This is a genomic window from Actinacidiphila paucisporea, assembly GCF_900142575.1.
In the GTDB taxonomy this organism is placed as follows: domain Bacteria; phylum Actinomycetota; class Actinomycetes; order Streptomycetales; family Streptomycetaceae; genus Actinacidiphila; species Actinacidiphila paucisporea.
In genome coordinates, this window is the sequence record NZ_FRBI01000023.1 from 13,953 (window position 1) to 36,794 (window position 22,842).

A 22,842-nucleotide genomic window follows, 5' to 3' on the forward strand; every position below is an offset into this window, starting at 1 on the left:
CGGCGCCGCTGCGGATTTATCGCCGGCTTCGTACTGCCGTAACAGGGATTCACGAAGGGCCGGCGTCGTAGGCGCAGCGGAAGCCCAGGTTGCCGGTCGTGGAGTCGGGGGTGTTCGAGGTGCGGGCGGCGACCCGGTAGCGGTTGCAGTACGACCGGTGGCACAGGTACGAGCCACCGCGCATGACCCGGGAGCTGCCCGTACGCGGCCCCGCCGGATTGCTGCGCCGCCCTGCCGGATGGTCCGTGGTCCACCAGTCCGCGCACCATTCCCAGACGTTCCCCGCCGTGTTGTACAGGCCGAAGCCGTTCGGTGCGAAGGCGTCCACGGGCGCGGTGCCCTCGTAGCCGTCCTCGGCGGTGTTGCGGGTCGGGAAGGCGCCCTGCCAGATGTTGCACCGGTGCTCGCCGTCCGGCGTCAGCTCGTCGCCCCACGGGTAACGCGCCTGCTCCAGGCCGCCGCGCGCCGCGAACTCCCACTCCGCCTCGGTCGGCAGCCGCCCCCCGTCCCACCGCGCGAAGGCGGCCGCGTCCGCCCACGACACGTGCACCACGGGGTGGCTCCCGATCCCCGCCAGGTCGCTGCCCGGCCCGAAAGGCGCCCGCCAGGACGCCCCCCGCACCCCGCACCACCACGGCGTCCCGTCCGGCCGCGGCGCACCCCGGCGGACGGCGGCGGGCAGGAACCGGGCGAAGACGTACGACCAGCCGTAGCGCTCGGCCTCGGTGACGTGTCCGGTGTCGGCGGCGAAGGCGGCGAACCGGTCGTTGCTGACGGCGTGGGCGTCGATCAGGAACGGCCGCAGCGTGACCGGCCGCACCGGTCCCTCGCCGTCGGCCGGGAAGCCCTCGGGATCGTCGGTGCCCATCAGGAAGGTGCCGCCGGGGAGGGCGACGGCGCCCGCGGCGGGGTCCTCGCGGGGCCGGCCGGGGCCGACCGCCGCCGGTGCGGCCACGGTGAGCGGCAGCAGCGCCACCTCGGGCGGGGCGGTGCGGGCCGGGCCGAACGGTTCCGCCGCGCGCCCGGGAGCGCAGCAGGAGGCCTGGCCGTGCGGCTCTGTCTCGCCCATCGGGATCGTTCCTTCCGTCGAGCCGTCGGATCGGACCGGTACGCGTACGGCGGGAGCGCACCGCGCCGCGCGCCGCCGCCGCCCCCCGCGCCCCGCGCCCGGGCGCCGCAGGGCAGCATTACACCTGGTCAGCGGCCCCGACAAGCGTGCCCGCCCCGGCCCCCGGCTCGGCCCCGGAGCGCGGCCTTCTCCGGGACGGCCGGACCCCGAACGCTGACGTCCCGTCAACACGGATGGCACGGCCCCCCATTGACGGCCTGCCTCCCTCGTGCGTACCTTCTGCTGCCGGGCGCTCCCTACCGGCGTTCGCACGCCGGCAGCCGTGCGGACGCGTACGATCCGCGCCCTTCGTGACGGCCGGTGCGCAGCGGACCGGCCCCGAGCACGTCCGCGGGCGCCCTTCGGCGGCGCCGCCCGCGATCTCGGCTTCCCGGCGCACCCGTACACCCTGCTCCGCGCTCCCGGCCGGGCACGTACCGGTCCGGCCACCCCATCACGGTGCCCGCGCCGACGCGCCACCGTCCGTACCGGCGCACAGGTCCCTACCACCCCCTGCCCAGAACCGCTCCCGCCGCGCTGCCCGGCTGCCGGCAGCGCCTCTCCCACTGTCAGGAGACACCTCGACATGACCCCCAGACGCCTCCGATCCGGCCCGTCCCTGCGGGCCGCCCGCCACCGGCTGGTGCTCGCCGCCGGCACCGTCCTCGCGCTGGTGCTGCTGTGCCTCGGCGCGCTGCCGGCCGGCTCGCAGGCCGCGGACTCGCGACCCTGCGACATCTACGCGGCGGCGGGAACGCCCTGCGTGGCGGCCCACAGCACCGTGCGGGCGCTGTTCGCCGGCTACAACGGCCCGCTCTACCAGGTGACCCGGGCCTCCGACGGCGCCACCCGCGACATCGGCCTGCTCGCGGCGGGCGGATACGCGGACGCCGCCGCCCAGGACTCCTTCTGCACGTCGACCGGTTGCACCATCACCCGGATCTACGACCAGTCCTCCCGCCACAACGACCTGACCGTGGAACCGGCCGGGACCGCGGGAGCCGCGGACCGCCCGGCGCAGGCCACGGCACTGCCGCTGGTGGCCGGCGGCCACAAGGTCTACGGCGTGCTGGTCACCCCCGGCATCGGCTACCGGCACACCGACGCCGCCGGCGTCGCGGTCGGCGGCCGGCCGGAGTCGATGTACATGGTCACCAGCGGCACGCATGTCAACGGCGGCTGCTGCTTCGACTACGGCAACGCCGAGCACACCGTCTCCGACACCGGCAACGGCCACATGGACGCCGTCTACATCGGCACCCGCTGCCACAACCCGCCCTGCACCGGTGCCGGCCCGTGGGTCGCGGCCGACCTGGAGAACGGCCTCTACCAGGGCAGCGGCAACAACCCCGCGAACCGCGGCAACGCCACCCCCTTCGTCACCGCCCTGCTGAAGAACAACGGCCAGACCGCCTTCGCCCTCAAGGGCGGCGACGCCCGCGCCGGCAACCTGAGCACCTGGTGGAACGGCGCCCTGCCCAGCGGCGGCTACACCCCCATGCAACTGGAGGGCTCCATCGTGATGGGCACCGGCGGGGACAACAGCAACGCCTCGGCGGGGTCGTTCTACGAGGGGGTGATGACGGCCGGCTACTCGACGGACGCCGCGGACGCCGCCGTCCAGGCCGACATCGTGGCCGCCGGCTACACCGGCGGCAGCGACGGCAGCTCCGGCCGCGTCATCGGCGCGCCCGGCGGCACCTGCGTCGACGTGGCAGGCGACGACGTCGGCGTCGACCACGCGGCCGTCCAGCTCTGGCAGTGCCAGCCCGCCGCCGTGGACCAGCACTGGACGCACTCCGCCGACAACTCCCTGCGCACCCTAGGCCGCTGCCTGGACATCATGGGCAACGCCACCGCCGCGGGCACGAAGGTCCAGCTCTGGGACTGCGACGGCGTCGGCGGCCAGAAATGGGTCCAGCAGCCCGACGGCTCCCTCCTCAACCCCCAGTCCGGCCGGTGCCTCGACGACCCCAGCGGCGCCACCGCGAACGGCACCCGCCTGCAGATCTGGGACTGCAACGGCTCCCCGGCCCAGCAGTTCACCCTGACCTGACCCCCGCGCCCCGAGCCCCCGCCCGGCCGCTCCACCCCGGCCGGGGGCCCGTGTCCCAGCAGGTAGTCGCGTAGGCGCGGGAGACGAGCGGCCGCCGGACCGGCGCACGCCCCGGGGTGACGGGTCCCCGTTAGTCTGGGGCGACCGGCCGGCTCGCTTCTGGGAGGCACGCAGCATGGAACCGCGGCACTTCGCACTCCTCGACGAGGCCCGCAGGAACCTGCCGGACGGCTTCAAGGCCGAGATCTCCGGCGACACCATCGTCATGATGGTCGGCCCGTCCGGCATCCACCAGCGCAATCTCCTGGTGGTCAGGCGCCAGTTCGACGCGCACAGCCCGAGCACCCTGGTGCCGAGCGAGAACACGGACCTCGTGTCCCCCGGTGTGGGCAAGAGCCGCAACCCCGACCTGACCTACCTGCCGGCCGGTGTCCTGGAGACCACGGACAACCAGGTCCCCGCCGAGGCCGCGGCCATCGCCGTCGAACTGGTCCCGCCGTCGAACCCCGAGAACGACTGGGTGGGCAAGGTCAGGGACTACCCCGTCATGGGCATCCCGCTGTACCTGGTGGTCGACGCGACGCTGAAGACCGCCACCCTCTTCAGCCGCCCCGACGGCGGGAAGTACCACCGCCGCGAGGACGCCGACTTCGGTGAAGGCCTGATCATCCCCGAGCCGTTCGGCTTCGACCTGGACACGTCCGCGCTGCTGCCCTACTCCTGAATCCTCCGACCGGCCGCGGGACGTACTGCGGCACCGGCGTGGACGGGGGGCGACACGCCGGGTGGTGTGCGCGGCCGCGGGGGCGGGCGGGGGAGGATCCGGGGATGGACACCGTTCGGAAAGTCGCCGTCGTCACCGGTGCCTCGCGGGGGATCGGCGCCGCCCTGGTCACGGCATACCGCGGGCTCGGCTACGCGGTCGTCGCGGCCGCCCGCTCCATCGCGGCGTCCGGCGATCCCGAGGTGCTCGCCGTGGCCGGCGACCTGGCGGAGCCCGGTGTCGGGGCGCGCGTCGTCGAAGCGGCCATGGAGCGGTTCGGGCGGATCGACACGCTGGTCAACAATGCCGGCGTCTTCGTCGCCAAGCCCTTCACCGACTACACCGACGAGGACTTCGACACGGTGGTCGGGGTCAACCTGCGCGGCTCCTTCGAGGTCACGCGCGGGGCGATCGCCGCGATGCTCTCCCGGGACGGGGGCGGCCATGTCGTGAACGTCTCCACCAGCCTGGTCGACCACGCCGAGGCCGAGTCCAACAGCGGGCTGGCGTCGCTGACCAAGGGCGGCCTGAACGCGGTCACCAAGGCGCTGGCCATCGAGTACGCCGCCCGCGGTATCCGGGTGAACACCGTCGCTCTCGGCATCATCAGGACCCCGATGCACCCCGACGACCCCGGCGGTGCCCTGGCCGCGCACCACCCGCTCAACCGGATGGGCGAGATCGAGGACGTCGTCCGGGCGATCCTCTACCTGGAGCAGGCCCCCTTCGTCACCGGCGAGATCGCACACGTCGACGGCGGCCAGAGCGCCGGGCACTGACCGGCCCGGCTCCGGGCACCCGGGGCGCGGCGACCGGGCCGCGCCCGTATTCCGAGTATCCGACCGACAGGAGAGCCCAGTGAGCACGACGACGGACGACGAAGCGATCCTGCGCGGTGTCCTGGACGCGTGGAAGGCGGCGGTCGACGCCCACGAACCGGAGCGGGTCGCCGCCGGTTTCACCGAGGACGCGATCTTCCAGGGGCTGCACCCCTACGGCGTCGGACGGCAGGGGATCGCCGCCTACTACGACTCGCAGCCGATGGGGATGACCGCGCGGTACCGGATCCTGGAGACGCGGCGGCTCGCCGACGACCTCGTCCTCGGCTACCAGAGCGTCGAATTCGCCTTCACCGACCGGCCCGCGCTGACCGTCAGCCTCAGCCTGCTGCTGAAGCGCCAGGAGGACGGCTGGAGAATCGCCCATTACCAGGTCTCCCTCCTGCCCTGACAGCCGCGCACATGCGCCCGGCAGATCGTGTCCCTAGGCTGGGAAGGGTGTGTTTTCTCGCATCACTCGGCGAATACGCGGAGGGCGATTCTGTTATGGCGAAAATTCTTTTCCTGGTCAGTGGAGCGACCTATCTCGTCCTGAAGGACGGTTCGAGATACGCCACCGGCTACTGGGCCGAGGAGTTCGCGGCCCCCTACAAGGCCTTCACCGAGGCCGGCCACCAGGTCGTGGTCGCCACACCCGGCGGGGTCACCCCGAACGTCGACATGATGAGCCTGCGCCCCGCGATGGCGGGCGGTGAGCAGGGGGCACTCGACCTGGAGGCCGTCATCCGCTCCGCGGAGGAGATGCGCCGGCCGCTCCAGCTCTCCGACGTGCGGGTCGAGGACTACGACGCGGTGTACCTGCCCGGCGGGCACGGGCCGATGCAGGACCTGTGCGTGGACGCCGACGCCGGCCGCATCCTGACCGCGCAACTCGCCTCGGGCAGGCCCCTGGTCATCGTCTGCCACGCTCCCGCCGCGATTCTGGCCACCAGGATCCGCGGCGAGTCGCCGTTCACGGGCTATCGCGTCACGTGCTTCACCAATGAGGAAGAAGAGGGCGTCGGGCTGGCCGACAAGGCCCAGTGGCTGCTCGAGGACGAGCTGAAGGACAAAATCGGCGTCGAATTCAGCCGCGGCGAGATATGGAAGCCGTACACGGTCGAGGACCGCAATCTGTTCACCGGGCAGAATCCGCATTCCGCCGCGGCGCTGGCTGAGCGGCTGCTGAAGGAACTGGCGTAGCGGCCGGCGCCGCCCCCGGCGGCCTTCAGGACGCGGTGGCGGGCGGCGGTGGCACGCGGGGCAGGAAGGTCCGCCGGGACAGGCCGAGCAGGGTCCGGGCCGCCAGTGCCGCCCACGCGCAGGTGGCGACGGCCAGCAGGGCGTAGGTGAGCGGCTGCCGGCCCCGGACGTGCTCGACTCCCAGCCAGAGCAGGCCGTTGGTGACGGCGGCGGCGTAGGAGAAGGCGAAGGCCCAGTGGCCGACCCCGAAGGGCACGCGGACGTACGTGGACGCCATGGAGAGCTGGACCAGGACCATCAAGGTGGCGTAGCCCGCCAGGAGTTCGGACCCGAGGCCGAGGCTGCCGCCGTTGATGGCGAACCAGGCGTTCCCCGCCACGACCGGGGGCGCGACCTCGATGGCGATCGTGGGGATGAGCGGCAGCGGGAGCATGGGCTGGGTGAACAGGCGGACCAGGATGATGGAGCCGAGGACCAGCCAGGACACCAGGCCGTAGCCGAACATCAGGCGGGCCGGCGTGTTCCAGCCGAGCGCGGCGCAGCCCGCGGCCGCGATGAGGCCGCCGGCGGCCGTCGGCAGGAAGTACGCCGGGTGCCACTGGGCCAGGCGGGAGTCGCTCCTGATCCACAGCCCGGTCAGCCAGCTCCCGAGGAGCACGGTGAGCACCAGCGCGACGGCGAAGACCGTCTCGCCGGCGCCCCGGGCGTGCCTGGCCAGGGCGATACCCAGCGGTATCGGCGTGATCAGCCCGAGTGCCGTGAAAGGTCCCATGACGGGATCGGGCAGCTCGGTGAGCAGCCGCCCCTGGGCGGTGATGTTGCGCAGATAGGCCGCCGCGATCAGCACCCAGAGGGCCCCGGCGGCGATCCACAGGACGTCCGCGGGCCACCGCGGGGCGTGCACGGTGTCGCCTGCCACGGCCCAGCACTGGGCGAGCCCCGCGGTGCCGAAGGCGACACCGAACAGATTCGCCGTCAAGCGGTAAGGGGACTCCCTGGCCGTCCGCATGCTGTCGGTGCCCACTTTCCCGGGATACGCGTCCCGCCGGACGAAGCCCGGCTGCCGGAATCGTAGGGCGGCCGGCCCCCTGCTCCCGCGACGGCGCACGGTGGGCCGGCCACGTGTCCGGGAAGGCACGGCGCTGCCCGGCTCTCATCGCCGCTGCCGGTGCCCCGAGGCGTGGACCAGCGAGTACCCGGCCACCGCCGCCCACGCGGCCACCAGCAGCCCGTAGAAACCCACGGCGGTCCACACGAACAGCAGCGAGCCGGTCCTGGCGGCCAGCGCGCTGGTGCCGGTGACGCAGGCGCCGAGCGGGAAGATGAACGACCACCAGGTGGGTGCGAAGGGCAGCCCCGCGCGGAACTCCCGTACGGTCAGCGCCGCGGCCAGCGCCAGCCACAGCAGGGCGAAGCCCCACAGCCCCACTCCGGGCAGCAGCGCGAGCACCGCCGCGCCCAGCGCGTAGGGGGGCGGCAGCACGCCCTTGGCGGCCGTCGCCAGCGCGCCCAGCGCCGTCACCGCCTGGCCCAGCGCGCCCAGGCCGATCCACACCGTCGGCACGACCGCTCCGGCAGGCGCGTCATGGTGCATCAGGCGGCTGTAGACCATGGCGAGTACGAGGAAGACGGCCACCAGGCCAAGGCCGAGCAGCGCGTAGCAGCCCAGCAGCAGGGCCAGCCGCGGCTGGCCGGCCGGTGCGTGCGGGACCAGCAGCGCGCCCGTCGCCGCCGAGACCAGCGGCGGCACCACCGGCATCAGCCAGCCGCCGGACGCCGCGTCGGGCGCGAAGCGGTGCCGGGTGACCATCAGGTACGGCACGGCGCACGCGGTGACCAGCCCGAAGCCGGTGCCGAGCGTCCACAGCGACCAGTCGGTGACCAGCGCCGCCCGCGTGCCCATCACCTTCCCGCCCAGCAGCAGCGCCCCGACGCCCACGGTCAGCAGCGCCATCGGCGGGGCGCCGAGGAAAGGGGCTGCCACCGGGTCCGCGGCGTGCAGCCGCAGCCTCCGCTGCCGGACGTAGCGGGCGGCAAGCACCGCGAGCAGCAGCACCGCGGCCAGCCAGACCACCGTGGCGGCGGTACGCAGCCCGTCGGAGCTCCGCGGCAGGTTGACCGCCGCGTTGGCGACGATGCCGGTGCCCATCACGGCCGCGAACCAGCCGGGCGCCAGTGCCGGGCGCCCCGCGGCCGCTGCCGCGGGCGCCCCCTGGCCGGCGGCCGCCGGGCCGGCCGGGACGGATCGATTGGTGCTGAGCTGGGGTGTCACGAGACGGAACGCTTCTTTCCTGGTTCGGGGAGCCGGGGGCGGTGGCCTTTCGACGGTAGGGCGGCGCTCCGCGACGGCCGTACGGTTGCGCACGCCACGAAGCCCTCACATCAGGACGCGCGGCCACGCGCGGTGCCCGTCGAGCGCGCCATCGCCGCGAGCCGCGCGACCTGCTCGCCCATGCCGCGCGTGCCGCTCAGCGGGGTGCGGGCGTAGGGCCACACGGCCTGGGCGAGGGCGACGTGGCGCGCGCCGCCGAGGACCACCACGGGGTCGAGTCGGTCGATGCCGCGCCGCGCCGCCTGCTCGCGGACGAGCCCGGCCGATACGGCGCCGGCCGCGCCGTGCGGTGTGTCGTACGGCTCGATCACGTCATCGAGGCCGAGCAGGCCGTAGCGGGCGGAGAGGATCAGCAGCCGCTCCGGGCGCAGCGCCTCCGCGGCCCTCCGGCAGGCACGGTGGTAGGAGCCGGTGTACATGTCCGCCGCCCGCGCGGCGACGTCCAGCTTGCGGGCGCCGCAGGGCACCACGACCAGCTCGGCCGCGAAGCAGTCCAGGTACTCGTTGGGGGGCATACGCGCTCTTTCCAGGGTCCGCGGTCCGGCCCGGTCCGAGGCCCGGCGCTGACCTGTACGTCCCGCACGGCGGCCTCGAACCGCTTCCGCCCCGCACAACGCCGCCACCGGCGGCGGACACGTCCCCGCCACCGGCCAGGAAACCCTCACATCCGGACGCGGTCCCCGACGTACCGGGGTGCGGACCCCGGGCCATCCGTGCGCGGGCACGGCCACGCCCCCGGCACCCCGGCGGCCTCCGCGCGTATCCGGGGCGCGCATCCCCGGGCCATCCGCACGCGCCCCCCCGCGTATCCGGACGCACGGGCCATCCGGGCGCTGCCCCCACCGCGCACCGGCACCCGGACCCCCGGACATCCGAGGCATCCGGGCGCGGGCACCGCCACCAGGACACCCGGCATCCGGACGCGGACTCTCGGCCCCCGGGCGCGAACCGCCGCGGTTCCGCACGCGGGGTCCCGGGCCTGTCCGGGCGCCCGCGTCTCCGGGCGCACCCCCGGCCCCCCGGCGGCCTCCGCCGCGGTACGGCGGGGGCCCGTCCGGCGCGGGCCCGTCCGGCGCGGGCCCGGGTGGTGCGGGGGCGGGCAGGAGCCCGATGTCCTCATCTGCGGCAGTCGTGGCGTTTTCGGCTCGCTGCCCGGCCGGCCAGGCCTCGTAGCCTCGGAGACGCCGACGCGGTCCCGCGTCACCGGCAGGGGGGAAGCCCCGGTGGCCGACCGGCGAGGGGCAGAGCGCCGGCGAAGGTTCCCGGAAACGGAAGAGGAAGAAGGCGGATTCCGCCGTGGCGTCATCAGCATCCCGTGCCCCCTCGGTCGCCCTTGGAGGCGACTTCGGCATCAACGAGTGGATCGTCGACGAGCGGCGGCAGGAGTACCTGCGCGACCCGGAGTCCGTCGACCCGGCCTGGCAGGAGTTCTTCCGCATCTCCCCGGCGAAGGGCGGGGAGCCCGCCGGGCCCGGTGACGGGGCCGCGCAGGAGCCCGGCCCCGAGGCGGCGGTCAAGGCGGTACGGGTCGCGGCGCTGATCCACTCCTACCGGGTCCGCGGGCACCTGGCCGCCGCCACCGACCCGGTCGGCGCCGAGCCGCCGGCCGGGCACCCGGAACTGGAGCTGTCGGGGCACGGCCTGGACGACGGGGACGCGGAGCGCAGCTTCCCCGTCGACGGCTTCGCGGGGCGCGCGTCCATGGTGCTGCGCGAGGTGGTGGGCACGCTCCGCGCGGCCTACTGCGGCACCACGGGGATCGAGTACATGCACATCCAGGACCCCCGTGAGCGGCTGTGGATCCAGCAGCGTGCCGAAGGTCCGCAGTCGCGCCCCGGCCGCGCCGAGCGCCTGCACATCCTGGAGCGGCTGGGCGCCGCCGAGTCGTTCGAGACGTTCCTGCACACCAAATACGTCGGGCACAAGCGGTACTCGCTGGAGGGCGGCGAGTCGGCGATCGTCCTGCTGGACGCGCTGCTGAGCCGCGCCGCCCGGCTGGGCGCCCCCGAGGCGGTCATCGGGATGGCCCACCGGGGCCGGCTGAACGTCCTCGCGAACATCGTCGGCAAGCCCTGCGCACAGATCTTCGGCGAGTTCGAGGACGCGGCCGACATCCGGTCGGCGCAGGGGTCGGGCGACGTGAAGTACCACCTCGGTGGGTCGGGCACCTTCCGCACGGACGACGGCCACGCCATCGCCGTCTCGGTGGTGGCCAACCCGTCGCACCTGGAGGTCTCGGGCCCGGTGGCGCAGGGCGTCGCGCGCGGGCGGCAGGAGCGGCTGCGGGGCGGCACGCGGGATTTCCCCGTGCTGCCCGTCGCGGTCCACGGCGACGCCGCCTTCGCGGGGCAGGGCGTGGTGGCCGAGACGCTGAACATGTCGCAGCTGCCGGGCTACCGCACCGGCGGCACGGTCCACGTGGTCGTCGACAACCAGCTGGGATTCACCACCGCGCCCGCCGGCGGCCGGTCGAGCACGTACGCCACCAACGTCGCGCGGACCGTGGAGGCGCCGGTTCTGCACGTCAACGGGGACGACCCCGAGGCGGTCGTCCGGGCGGCCGGATGGGCGCTGGACTACCGGGAGGCCTTCCACAAGGACGTCGTCGTCGATCTGGTCTGCTACCGGCGCCACGGGCACAGCGAGGTGGACGACCCGTCCATCACGCAGCCGGTCATGTACGACCGCATCGCGCGCCGGCCGTCCGTACGGACGCTGTACGCGCAGTCGCTGCTCGCCGCGGGCGACATCGACGAGCAGGAGGCCCTGCTGGCCCGGCAGCGCTACCGGGAGCAACTGGACCGCGCCTTCGCCGAGACCGCGGGGCCGCCCGCACCGGGCCCGGGGCCGCTTCCCGTACGCCCTGTCCCCGGTGCGCCCGGCGACGGGCCGGCCACGGCGGTGGCGGAGGACGTCCTGCGGCGCGTCCTGCGCACCCAGACCGACCTGCCGCCGGACTTCACCCCGCATCCGCGCGTCCTGCCGCAGTTGCGGCGCCGGGCGGACATGCTGGACGGCGGGAACGTCGACTGGGCCACCGCCGAGGCGCTCGCGGTCGGCACCCTCCTGCTGGAGGGCGTACCGGTACGGCTGTCCGGTCAGGACTCGCGGCGGGGGACCTTCGGCCAGCGGCACGCGGTCCTCACCGACCGCCGCACGGGCGGGTCGCACGTCCCGCTGAACTCGCTCGGCCCGCAGGCGGCGCCTTTCGCGCCGTACGACTCGCCGCTGTCGGAATTCGCGGTGCTGGCCTTCGAGTACGGCTACTCGCTGGCCCGGCCGGAGGCCCTGGTGATGTGGGAGGCACAGTTCGGGGACTTCGCCAACGGCGCGCAGACCGTCATCGACGAGTACGTCGCCTCGTCGGAGCAGAAGTGGGGGCAGCGCTCGGGCGTCGTCCTGCTGCTGCCGCACGGGCTGGAGGGGCAGGGCCCCGACCACTCCTCGGGGCGCGTCGAGCGTTTCCTGCAGCTGTGCGCGGACCGGAACATGACCGTCGCCGTGCCCTCGCTGCCGTCGAACTACTTCCACCTGCTCAGGCGACAGGCGCGGGAGACCGCCCCCAGGCCGCTGGTCGTCATGGCCCCCAAGTCCGTGCTGCGGCTGAAGGCCGCGACCTCCCGCCTGGAGGAATTCACCGGCGGCTCCTTCCGCCCGGTGATCCCCGACGCCACGGCCGACCCCTCCCGTGTCGCGCGCGTGCTGCTGTGCTCGGGCAAGATCGGCTACGACCTGGAGGCCTACCGGCGCGAGGCGGGGCAGGTGGGGACGGCCGTCGTCCGGCTGGAGCGCCTCTACCCCTTCCCGGCGGACGAGGTGCGGGCGGAGCTGTCCCGGTACCCCGCCGGGGTCGACGTGCGGTGGGTGCAGGAGGAGCCGGCCAACCAGGGCGCGTGGACCTTCGCCGGCCCCCGGCTGGACGGGCAGGTCCCCGGCGGCGTGTCGTGCGTGAGCCGGCCTGCCGCGTCGGCGCCGGCGGTGGGGTCGGCACACCGGCACTCGGCCGAGCAGGAGGACCTCGTACGGCGGGCGTTCTCCTGAGGTTCGAGGGGCCGGTCCGGGCGGCGCTCAGCTCAGCGCGTGGACCGCTCCGGTGGTGCGGAAGCCGGCCCGGTAGGCGCCGGGTGTGACGCCCAGGTGGCGGACGAAGGCGCGACGGAGCGACTCCGGCGAGCCGAAGCCGGTGCGGCGGGCGACCGCGGCGAGCGGGTCGTCGCCGCCCTCCAGCAGGGCGACCGCCGCCTCCAGCCGGACCTGCTCCACGTAGCGGGCCGGGGTCAGGCCGACCTCGTCGCAGAAGAGCCGGGTCACGTGGCGCGGGCTGATGCTGGCCCTGCGGGCCATGGCGGACAGCGTGTGGTCGGCGCCGGGGTCCGCCGCGACGGCGTCCAGCACCCGGCGCAGCGAGTCCCTGCGCGTGTGCGGGGGGCGGGTGCGGGCGCTGAACTGGGACTGCCCGCCCGGGCGTTGCATGAAGACGACCAGGTCCTTGGCCACGGACCTGGCGACCTCGCCCCCGTAGTCCTCTTCCACCAGGGCCAGCGACAGGTCGATACCCGCGCTGACCCCGGCCGAGGTCACCACCGTGCCGTCCTGGACGAAGATCGCGTCGGGCTCCACCTGGACGGCGGGATAGCGCAGGCCGAGCTCGCGGGTGTTGCGCCAGTGGGTGGTGGCGCGGCGGCCGTCCAGCAGGCCGGCGGCGGCCAGCAGGAAGGCCCCGGTGCAGACGGAGGCCGTACGGCGGGAGCGCGCGTGGAGCGTGCGTACGTGGTCCAGCAGCTCGTCGTCCTTGACCAACCGGTCCCACGCGGGGCCGCCGGGCACCACCAGGACGTCGATCGGCCCGTGCGCCTCGTCGGCGGCCGTGTCCACACCGAGCCGGGTGCCCGAGGCGGTGGTCACCTCGCCGCCGTCGGCGGAGACCAGGCTCAGCACGTAGTGGCCGCCGAATTCGTTCGCCGAGGTGAAGACCTCGATCGGGCCCGTCACGTCCAGCAGCCGGACGCCCGGGAAGACCAGGACGGTCACGTGGAGCGAGCCGGTTCTGCCCTGCCTGGTGGTCATCGGCTCCTCCGAACGTGGCGGTGCTGGCGTGGCCGAGGGTAACCCGGGTCAGTTGGTAAACCAAACCGACTATCCTGGGTGCCATGCCCGACACCAAGCCCCGCGCGTGCCCCATCGCGGGAACCCTCGACCTCGTCGGAGAGCGCTGGGCGCTCCTGGTGCTGCGCGAGGTGTTCATGGGGGTGCGGCGCTTCGCCGACATCCAGGCCAACACCGGCGCCCCGCGCGATGTCCTCACCAAGCGGCTCAGATCCCTGGAGGCCGGCGGCGTCCTGGAGCGCCACCGCTACCTGGAGCGCCCTCCCCGCTTCGAGTACCACCTGACAGCCGCCGGGCAGGCGCTGGAACCGGTGCTGATCGGCCTGCGGGAATGGGGCATGCGGTACCTGCCGGACCCGCCCCCGGCGCCCCGGTTCATCCACACCTGCGGCGCCGACGTCGTGACGCGGGTGGTGTGCGCCGAGTGCGGGCAGCCCCTCGAAGGGGGCGGGCTGGTGAGCGTGCTGGAGGAGGCCCACCCGGGGTGACCGCCGGGGCCGCGCGGGCTCAGACCAGGCCGAGCTGCCGCATCATGCCGAGTTCGTCGCTGCTGCCCCAGCGCTCGACGAGCTTGCCGTTCTCGAAGCGGCTGATCTGCATCCCGCGGAAGCGCACCGGCTTGCCGGTCGGCGCGTGCCCCGCCAGCTCGCCGCGGTGGGTGCCCGTGATCGTGTACGCGAAGGCCAGCTCGTCGTCGGTGGCCAGCAGGTGCTCGACCTCGACGCGCAGGTCGGGAAAGGCGCTCCGCAGCTCGCGGAACATGGCCTGGTATCCCTCCGGGCCAGGCCCCTGCCCGGGGGCGGCGTCGTGGTCGATCGAACCGGGAGCGACGACGTCCGCGAGTGCCGCGAGATTCCCGCTGTTGACGGCCTCGCCGAAGGCGGTCTGGGCGGCGATGTTCTCCTGCTGGGACATGGCACTCCTCGGTCCGTGAACGCGTACGCCCGGCCGGTCGCCCCCGCTGGAGCGGCCGCCCTTGGCACCGATCCTGGGCGCCCGGTCCCGGGGCGCCGTCCGACACGCCAGCGCCCACCCCCGTACGGGCCGCCCCCTCCGCCCATCCGCCCCAACGCCGGCGGTGCCCGGGGCCGAGGGGCGTGGCGTACGGGCGTCCGGTCCGGCAGCGGGCACAGTGGGGGATGGCGGGGACGGCGTGCCGGACCGGCTCGCCCGCCGGGTGGAAGGCGCGTCGGCCACGCCGCCGCCACCTGCCGCGAAACGGTTTCCGGTCGCTGTCGATCCGGCCGCGTCCCGTTCGACGCTCTTGCGTGGGGCGCTTCGCCGCACGAGGAAGCACCAGGATCTGGCGAGGAGAGCACATGGACCAGTTGCTGAGAGTCATGAACTTCTGCGTCTCGCGGGACGGGGTCGCCGCCGGTGAGGCCCAGAGCCTTGAGGAGCCGTTCGGCCTGCCCCACCCGGAGCGGCTGTTCGGCTGGGCCGGAGCCACGGCGAGCTGGCCCATGCGCGAGGACGGGGGAGGCAGCCGCGGCCTCGACGACTACTTCACGCGGGACTTCGCCCGCAATATCGGCGCCGAGATCATGGGCCGCAACAAGTTCGGGCCCCAGCGCGGGCCGTGGGAGGACCTCGACTGGACCGGGTGGTGGGGGGACGAGCCGCCGTTCCGAACCCCGGTGTTCGTCATGACCCACCACGGGCGTCCGTCGTTCTCGCTGTCCGACACCACCTTCCACTTCGTCGACGGCGACCCGGCCACCGTCCTGAAGCAGGCGCGGGAGGCGGCGCGGGGCCAGGACGTGAGGCTCGGCGGCGGGGTCACCACCATCCGGGAGTTCCTCGACGCCGACCTCGTCGACACCCTGCACGTGGCGGTCGCGCCGCTGGAGCTCGGCTCCGGGCTCCGGCTCTGGGAGTCGCCCGACGAGCTGCTCGACCGCTTCCATCGGGAGGTCGTGACCGGCGCGAGCGGCATCGCGCACCACCTCTTCTGGCGGAAGTGACCCTTCCGACCTGGTGACGGCGGTCCCCGCGGCTCCCGCCGCGGGGGCCGGGCGCCCGGGAGGGGGCGGGCGGGTCACCGGACTATTGTCAGGGCCTGGTCAAGAATCTAGAGTAGGGGCGCAGCACCCGGCACCTCCGCATCGTCCGGCACACCCCTCACTCCTGGACGTGACATGACGCGACGCCGCCGTACGCTCATCGCCGCCTGCCTGCTGGCCGTCCCCGCCGCGAGCGCCCTGCTGCCCTCCGCGGAGGCGGTCGTGCCGCCCGAGCACGCCGTCGTGGTCTGCCAGAGCGCCAGCTTCTACGCCAACTACGACAGCGCGAACGGCCCGTCCGGGCTGCTGCGCACGCTGGCCTACGGCAACAAGATCGGCCACACCCCCGGTTCGCACCCCGTCTACAACGGCTGGGCCGCCAGCTTCGACTTCGGGCCCAACGACTGGGGCTACCTGCGGATCGAGTGCATCGGCGGCTACGACTCCTGGTGAGAGCAGGCTCCCCCCCCGCTCGCCCTCCGACCCCCCTCAGCCCTTACGAACAGCGGGAGTTCACCGTGCTGCGAACCGTATCGATGGGCGCCGGCGCCGCCGTGCTGGCCGCCGCCGCCCTGCTGACCGCCGCCGATCCGGCGGGCGCCGCCAACGGCACGGTCGGTGTCCGGGAGACCGTCTGCGCGCAGGACCTCTACGTCAGGACCGCACCCGTCGGCGCCTGGATGGGCACGCTCTACCAGGGCCAGACCTTCCTGGTCGAGCAGGTCGACGGCTCCTGGGTGTACGGCTTCGCGTACGGCGACATCAACCGGCACGGGTGGGTCCAGAACGGCTGGTTCTGCTGACGCGGCGCTCAGCGCCGCTCGTCCAGGCAGCAGGCGACGAAGTCCCGCACGACGGGGTCGGCGTCGTCGTCGGGCGCCCAGGCGACGCCGACCCGGCTCGGGCTCACGCCGCTGACCGGGCGGTAGGTGATGCCCGGCCGGGCATAGAAACGGCCGGCGGACGCGGGCGCCAGGGCGACGCCGTAACCGTTGGCGACCGCGCTCAGCCAGTCGTCCGGATGGTCGGCGACGGTGCCGATCCGCACGGGCCGGCCGCCGCGCTCGTCCGCGGCCAGCCAGTAGTCCCGCCACGCGCCCGTCCCGGCCTCTGCGGCCACGAACGGCTCGTCCCACAGCTCGCTGAAAGCGATCACCTCGCGCGCCGCCAGCCGGTGCGTCGAGGGCAGGACGACCCATCGCGGCTCGGTGAACAGCACCTCGACGCGCAGCGCGTCCTGGCCGGGGAAGGGCAGCCGCAGCAGGGCGGCGTCCACCTCCCCGCCGGCCAGGCCCGCGCTCGGGTTCGACCACGCCGCCTGCCGCATGTCGACGCGCCAGCCCGGCCGGCGCCGGGTGAACGCGGCGACGACGCGCGGAGTGGACTCGCCGGCGGCGTTGGCCAGGAAGCCGACCCGCAGCACCCGGGCCGCTCGGGCGGCGGCGCCCCTGGTCTCGCGCAGCACCCGGTCCCAGTCGGCCAGCAGGCCCGGCACCCGTTCGGCCAGCGCCCGGCCCGGCTCCGTCAGCGCCATGCCCGCCCGCGACCGGGTGAACAGCGGTGTGCCGAGCAGCGCCTCCAGCTGCCTGACCTGCTTCGTCAGTGCGGGCTGCGACACGAACAGCCGCTCGGCTGCCCGCGTCAGGCTGCCCTCCTGCGCGACGGCGGCGAAGTAGCGCAGGAGCCGGGTGTCGACATCCATGCCGCCAGGTTATAGGCGCAGGTATTGGACGGGTCGCGGTGGGCGGGACGACGCTGGTGGCACTCCGGGAAGCACCCGGAGGCCACTGCGAGGAGAACCGTGTTCACCGCATACGTCGTCGTCACCGCGGTCACCGCCGCGGCCAACGCCGGTATGGCCGCGGCCGACTTCGCCAGGGCGGACTTCGTGCTGGCCAACGCGGCGGACGTCGGCCTCCCGGCATGGTCGGTGCGCTACCTCGGCGCCCTGAAGGCCGCCGGCGCCGCCGGACTGCTGCTCGGCCTGCTGGGCGCCCGCCCGCTCGGCACCGCAGCGGCGGCCGGCCTCGTGCTCTTCTTCGTCGGCGCGATCGTCGCCCACCTGCGCGCCCGCGTCCTGTCCACCCTGGCCTTCCCCGGCACCTTCCTGGTCCTTGCGGCCGGCTGCCTGGCCCTGGCCCTGGCGCCGGCGCGCTGACGCGGGGCCTAGCGTCCGGCGGGGAGTGACGTGCCGGCGGGGAGTGACGTGCCGGCGGGGAAAGGGCCGTCGGGGGCGAAGGCCAGCGCCGCGAAGCGGCTGGCGATGTGGGCGTGGGTCGCGGTGTCGGGGTGGAGGTTGTCGGGGAGCGGGAGGGCGGCGGCGTCGGAGGCGCCGTAGAGGGCGCGGCCGTCGAGGTAGTGCAGGTGGGGGTCCTCCGGGCGGCGCTCGCCGACGACCCGCGACAGCTCCTCGCGGATGACGGTCAGGGTCAGCTTGCCGTTCGCGCGGTCGGCGGGGTCGCCGGCCGCGCGCATGGACACCTTGCCGGCGCCGAGGGCGTCGAGGTCGAAGGCGGTGGGGCCGGGCGTGTCCTCGTGGATGGGGCACAGCAGCGGGGAGATGACCAGCAGGGGGGTGCGGGGGTGCCCCTCGCGGATGGTGTCGAGGAAGCCGTGGACGGCCGGGCCGAAGGCGCGCAGGCGCATCAGGTCGGCGTTGACGAGGTTGATGCCGATCTTGACGCTGATCAGGTCGGCGGGGGTGTCGCGCAGCGCGCGGGCGGTGAAGGGGTCGAGCAGCGCGTTGCCGCCCAGGCCCAGGTTGATCAGCTCCACGCCGGCGAGGGAGGCCGCGCGGGCGGGCCAGGTGGCGGTGGGGCTGGTGGCCTCGGAGCCGTGGCTGATGGAACTGCCGTGGTGCAGCCACACCTTGCGGCCGTGCCGTGCCGCGGGCTCGACGGGGGCGTCGGTGCGCAGCGCGACCAGCTCGGTCATCTCGTTGTGCGGCAGCCAGATCTCGACGTCCTTGTCGCCGTCGGGCAGCCCGGTGAAGCGCAGGGTGCCGACCGGTCCCGGCGTCAACTCGGTGGCCAGGGTGGCCATGTCGACGGTCAGGGTGGTGCCGCCTGACACGCTGCCCTGTCCGGCCAGCCGCCCGTCGACGACCAGGTCGTAGACGCCGTCCGGGCGGGCCGGGGCGCCGGTGTAGACGCGCTTGGTGGGCAGCGTGTCCAACTCGACGGCGGTGGCGGCGGTACGGAACGCGACCCGTACGCCGGAGGGCTGCGACTCGGCCAGCGCGAGCTGCGGGTCGGCGCACTGGGCCCGCGCCCAGGCCGGCAGCCGGTGCGGCAGCAGGCCGCGCTCGGTCCGCTCCAACTCAAGGGCGCCGCGTACGAGGTCGGCGGTGAGGGGGGTGGTGGTCCAGTGGCGCTCGGGGGTGCTCATGGTTCTCGACCTGTTGCTCGGGTGCGGGAGGATACGGAGGGACGCAGACGTGAGGGGGCGGGCCTAACGGTTCGGGGAGGCGGACGAGTAGTCGGGGTGGAGCTTGGCGGAGAGCGGGGGCAGCGCGGCGCACATCGCGGTCGGGAAGGCGGGGGCCACGCGGTGGACGGCCCGGCAGCCGCCGGTCGCGCCGGAGGTGAGCGGGACCCAGCCGGCGGGCGCCGCGCGGAAGAACCAGCGGTCGCCCAGCCTGGACGCGCAGGCGGCGGATTCGCTCGCATCGTCGCAGGCGGGGCCGGTGCGCCAGGAGAAGTCCAGCACCAGCCACTCGCCGTCGCAGTTCTGGGAGTCCCGGTAGGTGTGGGCGGGCGCGTCGGCCGCGAGCAGGGCCTGGTCGTAGGACGCGGGCGTGCAGCCGGTGGCCGGCGGGCGGCAGCCCAGCCTGCCGCACAGGCGGAGGGCGGGCGGCGTGGCGCCCTGGGCGGTGTAGACCTGGTCGATGTCGACGACCAGGTCCTGTCCGCCCAGCGGCTCGGGCAGTTGGACGGCGGTGGTGGCCCGGCTCTCCTTGGTGCAGCCGGCGGCGACCTCCAACGACGGCGAGGAATAGGTGACCTGGACCCGCACGACGTTGTTCGACGCTTCCCCGAGGACGGCCTTCAGGTCGCGCATGCACGGTTTCTTCCCGGCCGGGACCTGGACGTCGATGGTCAAGGTGCGGCCGTCCGAGCCGAGTTGGACGCCGTTGACCCGGGACGGCTCAAGCGTCGTCCACGCGACCGGCGTGGACGCGGGGGGCACGTTCACCCCCTGACCGGCCACCTGCGTCCCGCACGCGCCGAGCAGCAGCGCGGCGAACGCCCCGGCTGCGGCCGTGACGGCCGCCCTCACCCGTGATCGCACAGTCCTCAGTCCCCCCACGCGGCACCGGCGTTGCCCCCGGCCCCATCGTAGGGGGTCAGGGTGCGGCGGGCCGCGTGCGGCGGGCGTAGGCGCGGGCCGCGCGGGCGCGGTCGCCGCAGCGGGTCGAGCACCAGTGGCGGCGGCCGTGCCGCAGGAGGTAGCGGGTGCAGGGGGCGGAGCCGCACGCGGTGAGGCGGTCGGCGTCGGGGCCGGTGAGCAGGTCGGCGACGTCGGCGGCGAGGGCGGCCAGGGCGTGCTCGGTGATCTGCGTGACCGGGTGGGACGCCTCGCGGTGCAGGCCGCGCTCGGCGTCCCAGCGCAGCAGGCGGGCGGCGGGCGCCCGGGTGAGCGCGTCGTTGACGGCGGCCAGCGCCGCCACGGGGGCGGGCCGTTCGCCGACGCGGGCGGCGATCAGGGCGCGCACCTGGTCGCGCAGGCCGCGCAGCCGGGCCGCGCACACCTCCTGCAGCCCGGCGCCGGCCGGCGCGAGGCCGTGGCCGGCCAGCCACTCCTCGGCCGCGGCCGGTGTCGCGAGCAGGTCGATGACCTGGCCACTGGGCACGGCGATGGCGCTGTTGGCGAAGTCCAGCGCCGCGTAGAGGTCCGCTCCCGGCGCGGGGGGCGGTACGTGCGGCTGCCCGTGCGGGGCCGCGGCGGGCTCCGGTGGCACGTCGCCCGGCCGTACGCGCGGCGCTCCGGCGGCCGCGTCCGCCGCTGCGCGCACTGCCGTCGCGGTCACGTTCTCCGTCATGGATCTCATGGTACGTCTTGCCCTCATCCGTGAGAAGCGCCTAGTCTTCCTCACGGAAACACTGGCTCTCATCCGTGAGGAAGCTCCTGATGCCCGCTGCCCAGAACCCCAGCGCAGACCCGCGGCCTTTCACCGTCAGCGTCCTCGGCGGGCCGACCACCGTCTTCGACTACGGCGGCCTGCGGTTCCTGACCGACCCGACCTTCGACGAGCCCGGCGACTACCGGCGCCCCGGGCGTCCGGTGCTGACCAAGACCGCGCCGTCCACCGCCGACCCCGCCGACCTCGGGCCGATCGACGTCGTCCTGCTCTCGCACGACGAGCACGCCGACAACCTCGACACCTCCGGGCGCGCCCTGCTCGCCGGCGTACCGCTGACGCTGACCACGCCCGACGCCGGCCGGCGGCTGGGGGAGGGGGCCAGGGGGCTGGCCGACTGGGAGGCAGTCGAGCTGGACCGGCCCGGCGGCGGCACCGTCACCGTGACGGCCGTGCCCGCGATCCACGGGCCGGGGGCGCGCGCGGACGTCGAGCCGATCAGCGGGCAGGTCGTCGGCTTCGTGCTCACCGGGGAGGGCCTGCCCACCGTCTACGTCAGCGGCGACAACGCCTCGCTCGACGCGGTCCGGGAGATCGCCGGGCGGTTCGGCCCGGTCGACACCGCCGTGCTCTTCGCCGGCGCCCCGCGCTTCCCGGTCCTCTTCGACGGCGGGGCGCTCGTACTCGACAGCGCCCAGGCCGCGCAGGCCGCCGCGATCCTCGGCGCCCGCCGGGTCGTCGCCGCGCACTGCGACAGCTGGGCCCACTTCACCGAGAGCCGCGCCGACGTGGTGGCCGCCTTCACCGCCGCGGGCCTGGCCGACCGCCTCCAGCCGGCCGGGTCAGTCGTGTGACGGGCTGTGGTGGCTGGCCCACAGCGGAAAGACCAGCCAGCACAGCGTGAACCAGCAGACCATCCCGCCCGCGAGCCAGGCCGCGACCGTGTCGTGGACGGCCAGCCGCAGCACCAGCAGCAGCGAGCAGGCCATCGTGCACAGCAGCAGGAACAGGCCGAGCAGGGTCATCCGGGACGCCCACACCACCGTCTCGGGCTTGAGGCGGCGGCCGGTGAGCAGCCGGTGCATGGCCACCGGGCCGACGAGGGCCCCGGTGGTCGCCGCGCCGAGGACGACGGTGGCCACATAGAGGTGCCGGTCGGTGTCGGACAGCTGGCTGAAGCGCTGCTGGAAGACGACGGTCAGCAGGAAGCCGAAGAGGATCTGCACGCCGGTCTGGGCGACCCGCAACTCCTGGAGGAGGTCGCCCCAGCGGCGGTCGGCCCGTTCCTCTTCGGTCTCGTGCCTGCCGGGGTCGTACGGCCGGCCAGGCGGCCCCGGCTTCCCTTCCGGCTGCCCGCCCGGGGTCTGTGGTCCCGCCATCCCTCAGCGCCCCGGCGTCCTGCTCGGCTCGGGCCCCGTCATCGCCGAGCGGCCCATGACGCCGCGCTGCCCGCGTTCGTACCGGCGCTCACGCTCGGCGCTGGAACCTCTGGGCATGTGCCCCACCCTTCCCGTCACGTGCTCCCGACGACCGGCCCGCCAGGGCCTTGACCTCCGGTTACCCGGCATCACCGCCCTTGCACGCGAAAGCGCGAATTCCGTCCGGATGGTCCCGCCGCCCCCGCCTCCCCGCCCGGCCTTCCCCCGCGGGCTGTGCGCTCCGTTCCTTCCGTACGCAGCCCCGGGCCGGTACCGAGCCGGGGCCCGGCCGGGAGCCACCCTGAGTACGACGACTCATGTGCCCGGGGCGGCACGGGTGTTGAGTGGTGCCATGAGCTACTTACTGCCGGATTACGCGCCGATGGCCCGGGTCCCCAGGGCGTGGGTGTCGCCGCTCGTGTCCTCCCTGGTCACCCTGCCGCTGGCCTCGGTCGCCTTCCTCTACGGCTCGCTGTCCGCGATGGCCTGCGACTCCTGCGACAGCGCGGAGTCCGACCACTTCGACGCGTCCTTCATGGTCGGCTACGACGTGCTGCGGGTCGTGCTCGGCCTCTCGCTCGGCGCGCTGGTCCTGAGCTGGGCGCTGCCCTGGCGGCAGCGCAACACCTCGGTCCGGTGGGTGCTGGCCGTCCTCGCCCCCTGCCTGACGGTCATCGGCTTCGTGCTCTTCCTGGGCCTGGTCGACCGGCCCTCGGGCATGTGAGACCCCGGGTGGTCCCGGGTGGGGTGGACCGAGGGTGCGTGCCCTCTTCCGAACGCGCGTAGACAGGCGCATCATGGGGGCTTGCTCCACCCTGCACTGCCGACTCACCAGACGCATACGGCACAGCAGGAGGCCCGCCCGAGGCAGCTCCGCACGCGCGTACCGCCAGGCAAGGCAAGGCGCCACCCCCCGTAGCACCGCACCGCCGAGCGTGGCGGCACCGCAAAGGCG

24 protein-coding genes are annotated in these 22,842 nt (G+C 74.4%); 13 read left to right on the forward strand and 11 right to left on the reverse strand.

Going from position 1 to position 22,842, the window contains the following annotated elements; all coding sequences use genetic code 11:
- Positions 1-49: 49 nt before the first annotated feature.
- Positions 50-1,069 carry a formylglycine-generating enzyme family protein gene (locus BUE44_RS27120; RefSeq protein ID WP_079190122.1) on the reverse strand — a complete coding sequence of 340 codons (1,020 nt, stop codon included), beginning with the start codon at positions 1,067-1,069 and terminating at the stop codon, positions 50-52.
- A gap of 625 nt (positions 1,070-1,694) precedes the next feature.
- Here BUE44_RS27120 and BUE44_RS27125 point away from each other — a divergent pair.
- The 5 genes from BUE44_RS27125 to BUE44_RS27145 all read left to right on the forward strand — a co-directional run bounded on the left by BUE44_RS27125 (position 1,695) and on the right by BUE44_RS27145 (position 5,948).
- Positions 1,695-3,164 carry an arabinofuranosidase catalytic domain-containing protein gene (locus tag BUE44_RS27125; RefSeq protein WP_073501634.1) on the forward strand — a complete coding sequence of 490 codons (1,470 nt, stop codon included), beginning with the start codon at positions 1,695-1,697 and terminating at the stop codon, positions 3,162-3,164.
- Between the two features lie 175 nt (positions 3,165-3,339).
- Positions 3,340-3,888 (forward strand): Uma2 family endonuclease, encoded by a 549-nt coding sequence (locus BUE44_RS27130; RefSeq protein WP_073501635.1) that lies wholly within the window; start codon positions 3,340-3,342, stop codon positions 3,886-3,888.
- Between the two features lie 104 nt (positions 3,889-3,992).
- Positions 3,993-4,706 (forward strand): SDR family NAD(P)-dependent oxidoreductase, encoded by a 714-nt coding sequence (locus BUE44_RS27135; RefSeq protein ID WP_073501636.1) that lies wholly within the window; start codon positions 3,993-3,995, stop codon positions 4,704-4,706.
- A 79-nt stretch (positions 4,707-4,785) separates the two neighbouring features.
- Positions 4,786-5,157, forward strand: a complete 372-nt coding sequence (locus tag BUE44_RS27140) for a YybH family protein (RefSeq protein WP_073501637.1) — start codon at positions 4,786-4,788, stop codon at positions 5,155-5,157.
- Between the two features lie 95 nt (positions 5,158-5,252).
- On the forward strand, positions 5,253-5,948 hold the full coding sequence (locus BUE44_RS27145) for a type 1 glutamine amidotransferase domain-containing protein (protein WP_073501638.1): 696 nt from the start codon (positions 5,253-5,255) through the stop codon (positions 5,946-5,948).
- Positions 5,949-5,973: 25 nt separating this feature from the next.
- Here BUE44_RS27145 and BUE44_RS27150 read toward each other — a convergent pair whose 3' ends face one another.
- The 3 genes from BUE44_RS27150 to BUE44_RS27160 form a co-directional block, all read right to left on the reverse strand.
- A complete protein-coding gene (locus BUE44_RS27150; protein ID WP_079190123.1) occupies positions 5,974-6,972 on the reverse strand; it encodes an SLAC1 family transporter in 999 nt (332 codons plus the stop codon).
- Positions 6,973-7,101: 129 nt separating this feature from the next.
- Positions 7,102-8,220, reverse strand: coding sequence for an SLAC1 family transporter (locus BUE44_RS27155; RefSeq protein WP_235002488.1), 1,119 nt, complete (start codon positions 8,218-8,220; stop codon positions 7,102-7,104).
- A gap of 110 nt (positions 8,221-8,330) precedes the next feature.
- Positions 8,331-8,795, reverse strand: a complete 465-nt coding sequence (locus BUE44_RS27160) for a DUF6884 domain-containing protein (protein WP_073501639.1) — start codon at positions 8,793-8,795, stop codon at positions 8,331-8,333.
- Positions 8,796-9,576: 781 nt separating this feature from the next.
- Here BUE44_RS27160 and BUE44_RS27165 point away from each other — a divergent pair.
- A complete protein-coding gene (locus BUE44_RS27165) occupies positions 9,577-12,321 on the forward strand; it encodes a multifunctional oxoglutarate decarboxylase/oxoglutarate dehydrogenase thiamine pyrophosphate-binding subunit/dihydrolipoyllysine-residue succinyltransferase subunit (RefSeq protein ID WP_079190124.1) in 2,745 nt (914 codons plus the stop codon).
- A gap of 27 nt (positions 12,322-12,348) precedes the next feature.
- Here the strand turns inward: BUE44_RS27165 and BUE44_RS27170 are convergent, their stop codons facing one another.
- Positions 12,349-13,347, reverse strand: coding sequence for a GlxA family transcriptional regulator (locus BUE44_RS27170; protein WP_200804538.1), 999 nt, complete (start codon positions 13,345-13,347; stop codon positions 12,349-12,351).
- Positions 13,348-13,430: 83 nt separating this feature from the next.
- On the opposite strand from BUE44_RS27170, the gene BUE44_RS27175 reads away from it, so the two are divergent.
- The gene (locus BUE44_RS27175; RefSeq protein ID WP_073501640.1) at positions 13,431-13,874 is read left to right on the forward strand and encodes a winged helix-turn-helix transcriptional regulator; all 444 of its coding nucleotides are present in this window, start codon (positions 13,431-13,433) and stop codon (positions 13,872-13,874) included.
- 19 nt (positions 13,875-13,893) lie between these two features.
- On the opposite strand, the gene BUE44_RS27180 is transcribed toward BUE44_RS27175, so the two are convergent.
- Positions 13,894-14,301 (reverse strand): ester cyclase, encoded by a 408-nt coding sequence (locus tag BUE44_RS27180; protein WP_073501641.1) that lies wholly within the window; start codon positions 14,299-14,301, stop codon positions 13,894-13,896.
- Positions 14,302-14,705: 404 nt separating this feature from the next.
- On the opposite strand from BUE44_RS27180, the gene BUE44_RS27185 reads away from it, so the two are divergent.
- The 3 genes from BUE44_RS27185 to BUE44_RS27195 all read left to right on the forward strand — a co-directional run bounded on the left by BUE44_RS27185 (position 14,706) and on the right by BUE44_RS27195 (position 16,192).
- Positions 14,706-15,350: a dihydrofolate reductase family protein gene (locus BUE44_RS27185; RefSeq protein WP_073501642.1), complete on the forward strand. Its 645-nt coding sequence runs from the start codon at positions 14,706-14,708 to the stop codon at positions 15,348-15,350.
- 174 nt (positions 15,351-15,524) lie between these two features.
- Complete coding sequence (locus BUE44_RS27190) at positions 15,525-15,842, forward strand: hypothetical protein (protein WP_073501643.1); 318 nt, start codon at positions 15,525-15,527, stop codon at positions 15,840-15,842.
- 65 nt (positions 15,843-15,907) lie between these two features.
- Positions 15,908-16,192: a hypothetical protein gene (locus BUE44_RS27195; protein ID WP_200804539.1), complete on the forward strand. Its 285-nt coding sequence runs from the start codon at positions 15,908-15,910 to the stop codon at positions 16,190-16,192.
- Positions 16,193-16,200: 8 nt separating this feature from the next.
- Here the strand turns inward: BUE44_RS27195 and BUE44_RS27200 are convergent, their stop codons facing one another.
- A complete protein-coding gene (locus BUE44_RS27200; protein WP_073501645.1) occupies positions 16,201-17,091 on the reverse strand; it encodes a LysR family transcriptional regulator in 891 nt (296 codons plus the stop codon).
- A gap of 99 nt (positions 17,092-17,190) precedes the next feature.
- On the opposite strand from BUE44_RS27200, the gene BUE44_RS27205 reads away from it, so the two are divergent.
- Positions 17,191-17,547: a DoxX family protein gene (locus tag BUE44_RS27205; RefSeq protein ID WP_073501646.1), complete on the forward strand. Its 357-nt coding sequence runs from the start codon at positions 17,191-17,193 to the stop codon at positions 17,545-17,547.
- 8 nt (positions 17,548-17,555) lie between these two features.
- Here BUE44_RS27205 and BUE44_RS27210 read toward each other — a convergent pair whose 3' ends face one another.
- The 3 genes from BUE44_RS27210 to BUE44_RS27220 all read right to left on the reverse strand — a co-directional run bounded on the left by BUE44_RS27210 (position 17,556) and on the right by BUE44_RS27220 (position 20,430).
- Positions 17,556-18,776, reverse strand: coding sequence for an SGNH/GDSL hydrolase family protein (locus BUE44_RS27210; RefSeq protein WP_073501647.1), 1,221 nt, complete (start codon positions 18,774-18,776; stop codon positions 17,556-17,558).
- 63 nt (positions 18,777-18,839) lie between these two features.
- Complete coding sequence (locus BUE44_RS27215) at positions 18,840-19,679, reverse strand: hypothetical protein (protein ID WP_235002489.1); 840 nt, start codon at positions 19,677-19,679, stop codon at positions 18,840-18,842.
- Positions 19,680-19,734: 55 nt separating this feature from the next.
- Positions 19,735-20,430 (reverse strand): ABATE domain-containing protein, encoded by a 696-nt coding sequence (locus BUE44_RS27220; RefSeq protein ID WP_079190125.1) that lies wholly within the window; start codon positions 20,428-20,430, stop codon positions 19,735-19,737.
- A gap of 89 nt (positions 20,431-20,519) precedes the next feature.
- Between BUE44_RS27220 and BUE44_RS27225 the strand changes: the two genes are divergently transcribed.
- The gene (locus BUE44_RS27225) at positions 20,520-21,323 is read left to right on the forward strand and encodes an MBL fold metallo-hydrolase (protein ID WP_073501648.1); all 804 of its coding nucleotides are present in this window, start codon (positions 20,520-20,522) and stop codon (positions 21,321-21,323) included.
- Here the strand turns inward: BUE44_RS27225 and BUE44_RS27230 are convergent.
- Entirely contained in the window at positions 21,312-21,848 is a 537-nt protein-coding gene (locus BUE44_RS27230; protein ID WP_235002491.1) for a DUF6328 family protein, read from the reverse strand. The two genes, BUE44_RS27225 and BUE44_RS27230, sit on opposite strands and share 12 nt — an antisense overlap.
- A 391-nt stretch (positions 21,849-22,239) precedes the next feature.
- Between BUE44_RS27230 and BUE44_RS27235 the strand changes: the two genes are divergently transcribed.
- The gene (locus tag BUE44_RS27235) at positions 22,240-22,611 is read left to right on the forward strand and encodes a hypothetical protein (RefSeq protein WP_235002493.1); all 372 of its coding nucleotides are present in this window, start codon (positions 22,240-22,242) and stop codon (positions 22,609-22,611) included.
- Positions 22,612-22,842 lie beyond the last annotated feature (231 nt).

Bases quoted from the DNA above. Each gene is read 5' to 3' on its own strand.
- BUE44_RS27120 (WP_079190122.1), bottom strand. From the start codon at position 1,069: ATGGGCGAGACAGAGCCGCACGGCCAGGCCTCCTGCTGCGCTCCCGGG.
- BUE44_RS27125 (WP_073501634.1), top strand. From the start codon at position 1,695: ATGACCCCCAGACGCCTCCGATCCGGCCCGTCCCTGCGGGCCGCCCGC.
- BUE44_RS27130 (WP_073501635.1), top strand. From the start codon at position 3,340: ATGGAACCGCGGCACTTCGCACTCCTCGACGAGGCCCGCAGGAACCTG.
- BUE44_RS27135 (WP_073501636.1), top strand. From the start codon at position 3,993: ATGGACACCGTTCGGAAAGTCGCCGTCGTCACCGGTGCCTCGCGGGGG.
- BUE44_RS27145 (WP_073501638.1), top strand. From the start codon at position 5,253: ATGGCGAAAATTCTTTTCCTGGTCAGTGGAGCGACCTATCTCGTCCTG.
- BUE44_RS27160 (WP_073501639.1), bottom strand. From the start codon at position 8,795: ATGCCCCCCAACGAGTACCTGGACTGCTTCGCGGCCGAGCTGGTCGTG.
- BUE44_RS27170 (WP_200804538.1), bottom strand. From the start codon at position 13,347: ATGACCACCAGGCAGGGCAGAACCGGCTCGCTCCACGTGACCGTCCTG.
- BUE44_RS27175 (WP_073501640.1), top strand. From the start codon at position 13,431: ATGCCCGACACCAAGCCCCGCGCGTGCCCCATCGCGGGAACCCTCGAC.
- BUE44_RS27180 (WP_073501641.1), bottom strand. From the start codon at position 14,301: ATGTCCCAGCAGGAGAACATCGCCGCCCAGACCGCCTTCGGCGAGGCC.
- BUE44_RS27185 (WP_073501642.1), top strand. From the start codon at position 14,706: ATGGACCAGTTGCTGAGAGTCATGAACTTCTGCGTCTCGCGGGACGGG.
- BUE44_RS27190 (WP_073501643.1), top strand. From the start codon at position 15,525: ATGACGCGACGCCGCCGTACGCTCATCGCCGCCTGCCTGCTGGCCGTC.
- BUE44_RS27200 (WP_073501645.1), bottom strand. From the start codon at position 17,091: ATGGATGTCGACACCCGGCTCCTGCGCTACTTCGCCGCCGTCGCGCAG.
- BUE44_RS27210 (WP_073501647.1), bottom strand. From the start codon at position 18,776: ATGAGCACCCCCGAGCGCCACTGGACCACCACCCCCCTCACCGCCGAC.
- BUE44_RS27220 (WP_079190125.1), bottom strand. From the start codon at position 20,430: ATGACGGAGAACGTGACCGCGACGGCAGTGCGCGCAGCGGCGGACGCG.
- BUE44_RS27225 (WP_073501648.1), top strand. From the start codon at position 20,520: ATGCCCGCTGCCCAGAACCCCAGCGCAGACCCGCGGCCTTTCACCGTC.
- BUE44_RS27230 (WP_235002491.1), bottom strand. From the start codon at position 21,848: ATGGCGGGACCACAGACCCCGGGCGGGCAGCCGGAAGGGAAGCCGGGG.
- BUE44_RS27235 (WP_235002493.1), top strand. From the start codon at position 22,240: ATGAGCTACTTACTGCCGGATTACGCGCCGATGGCCCGGGTCCCCAGG.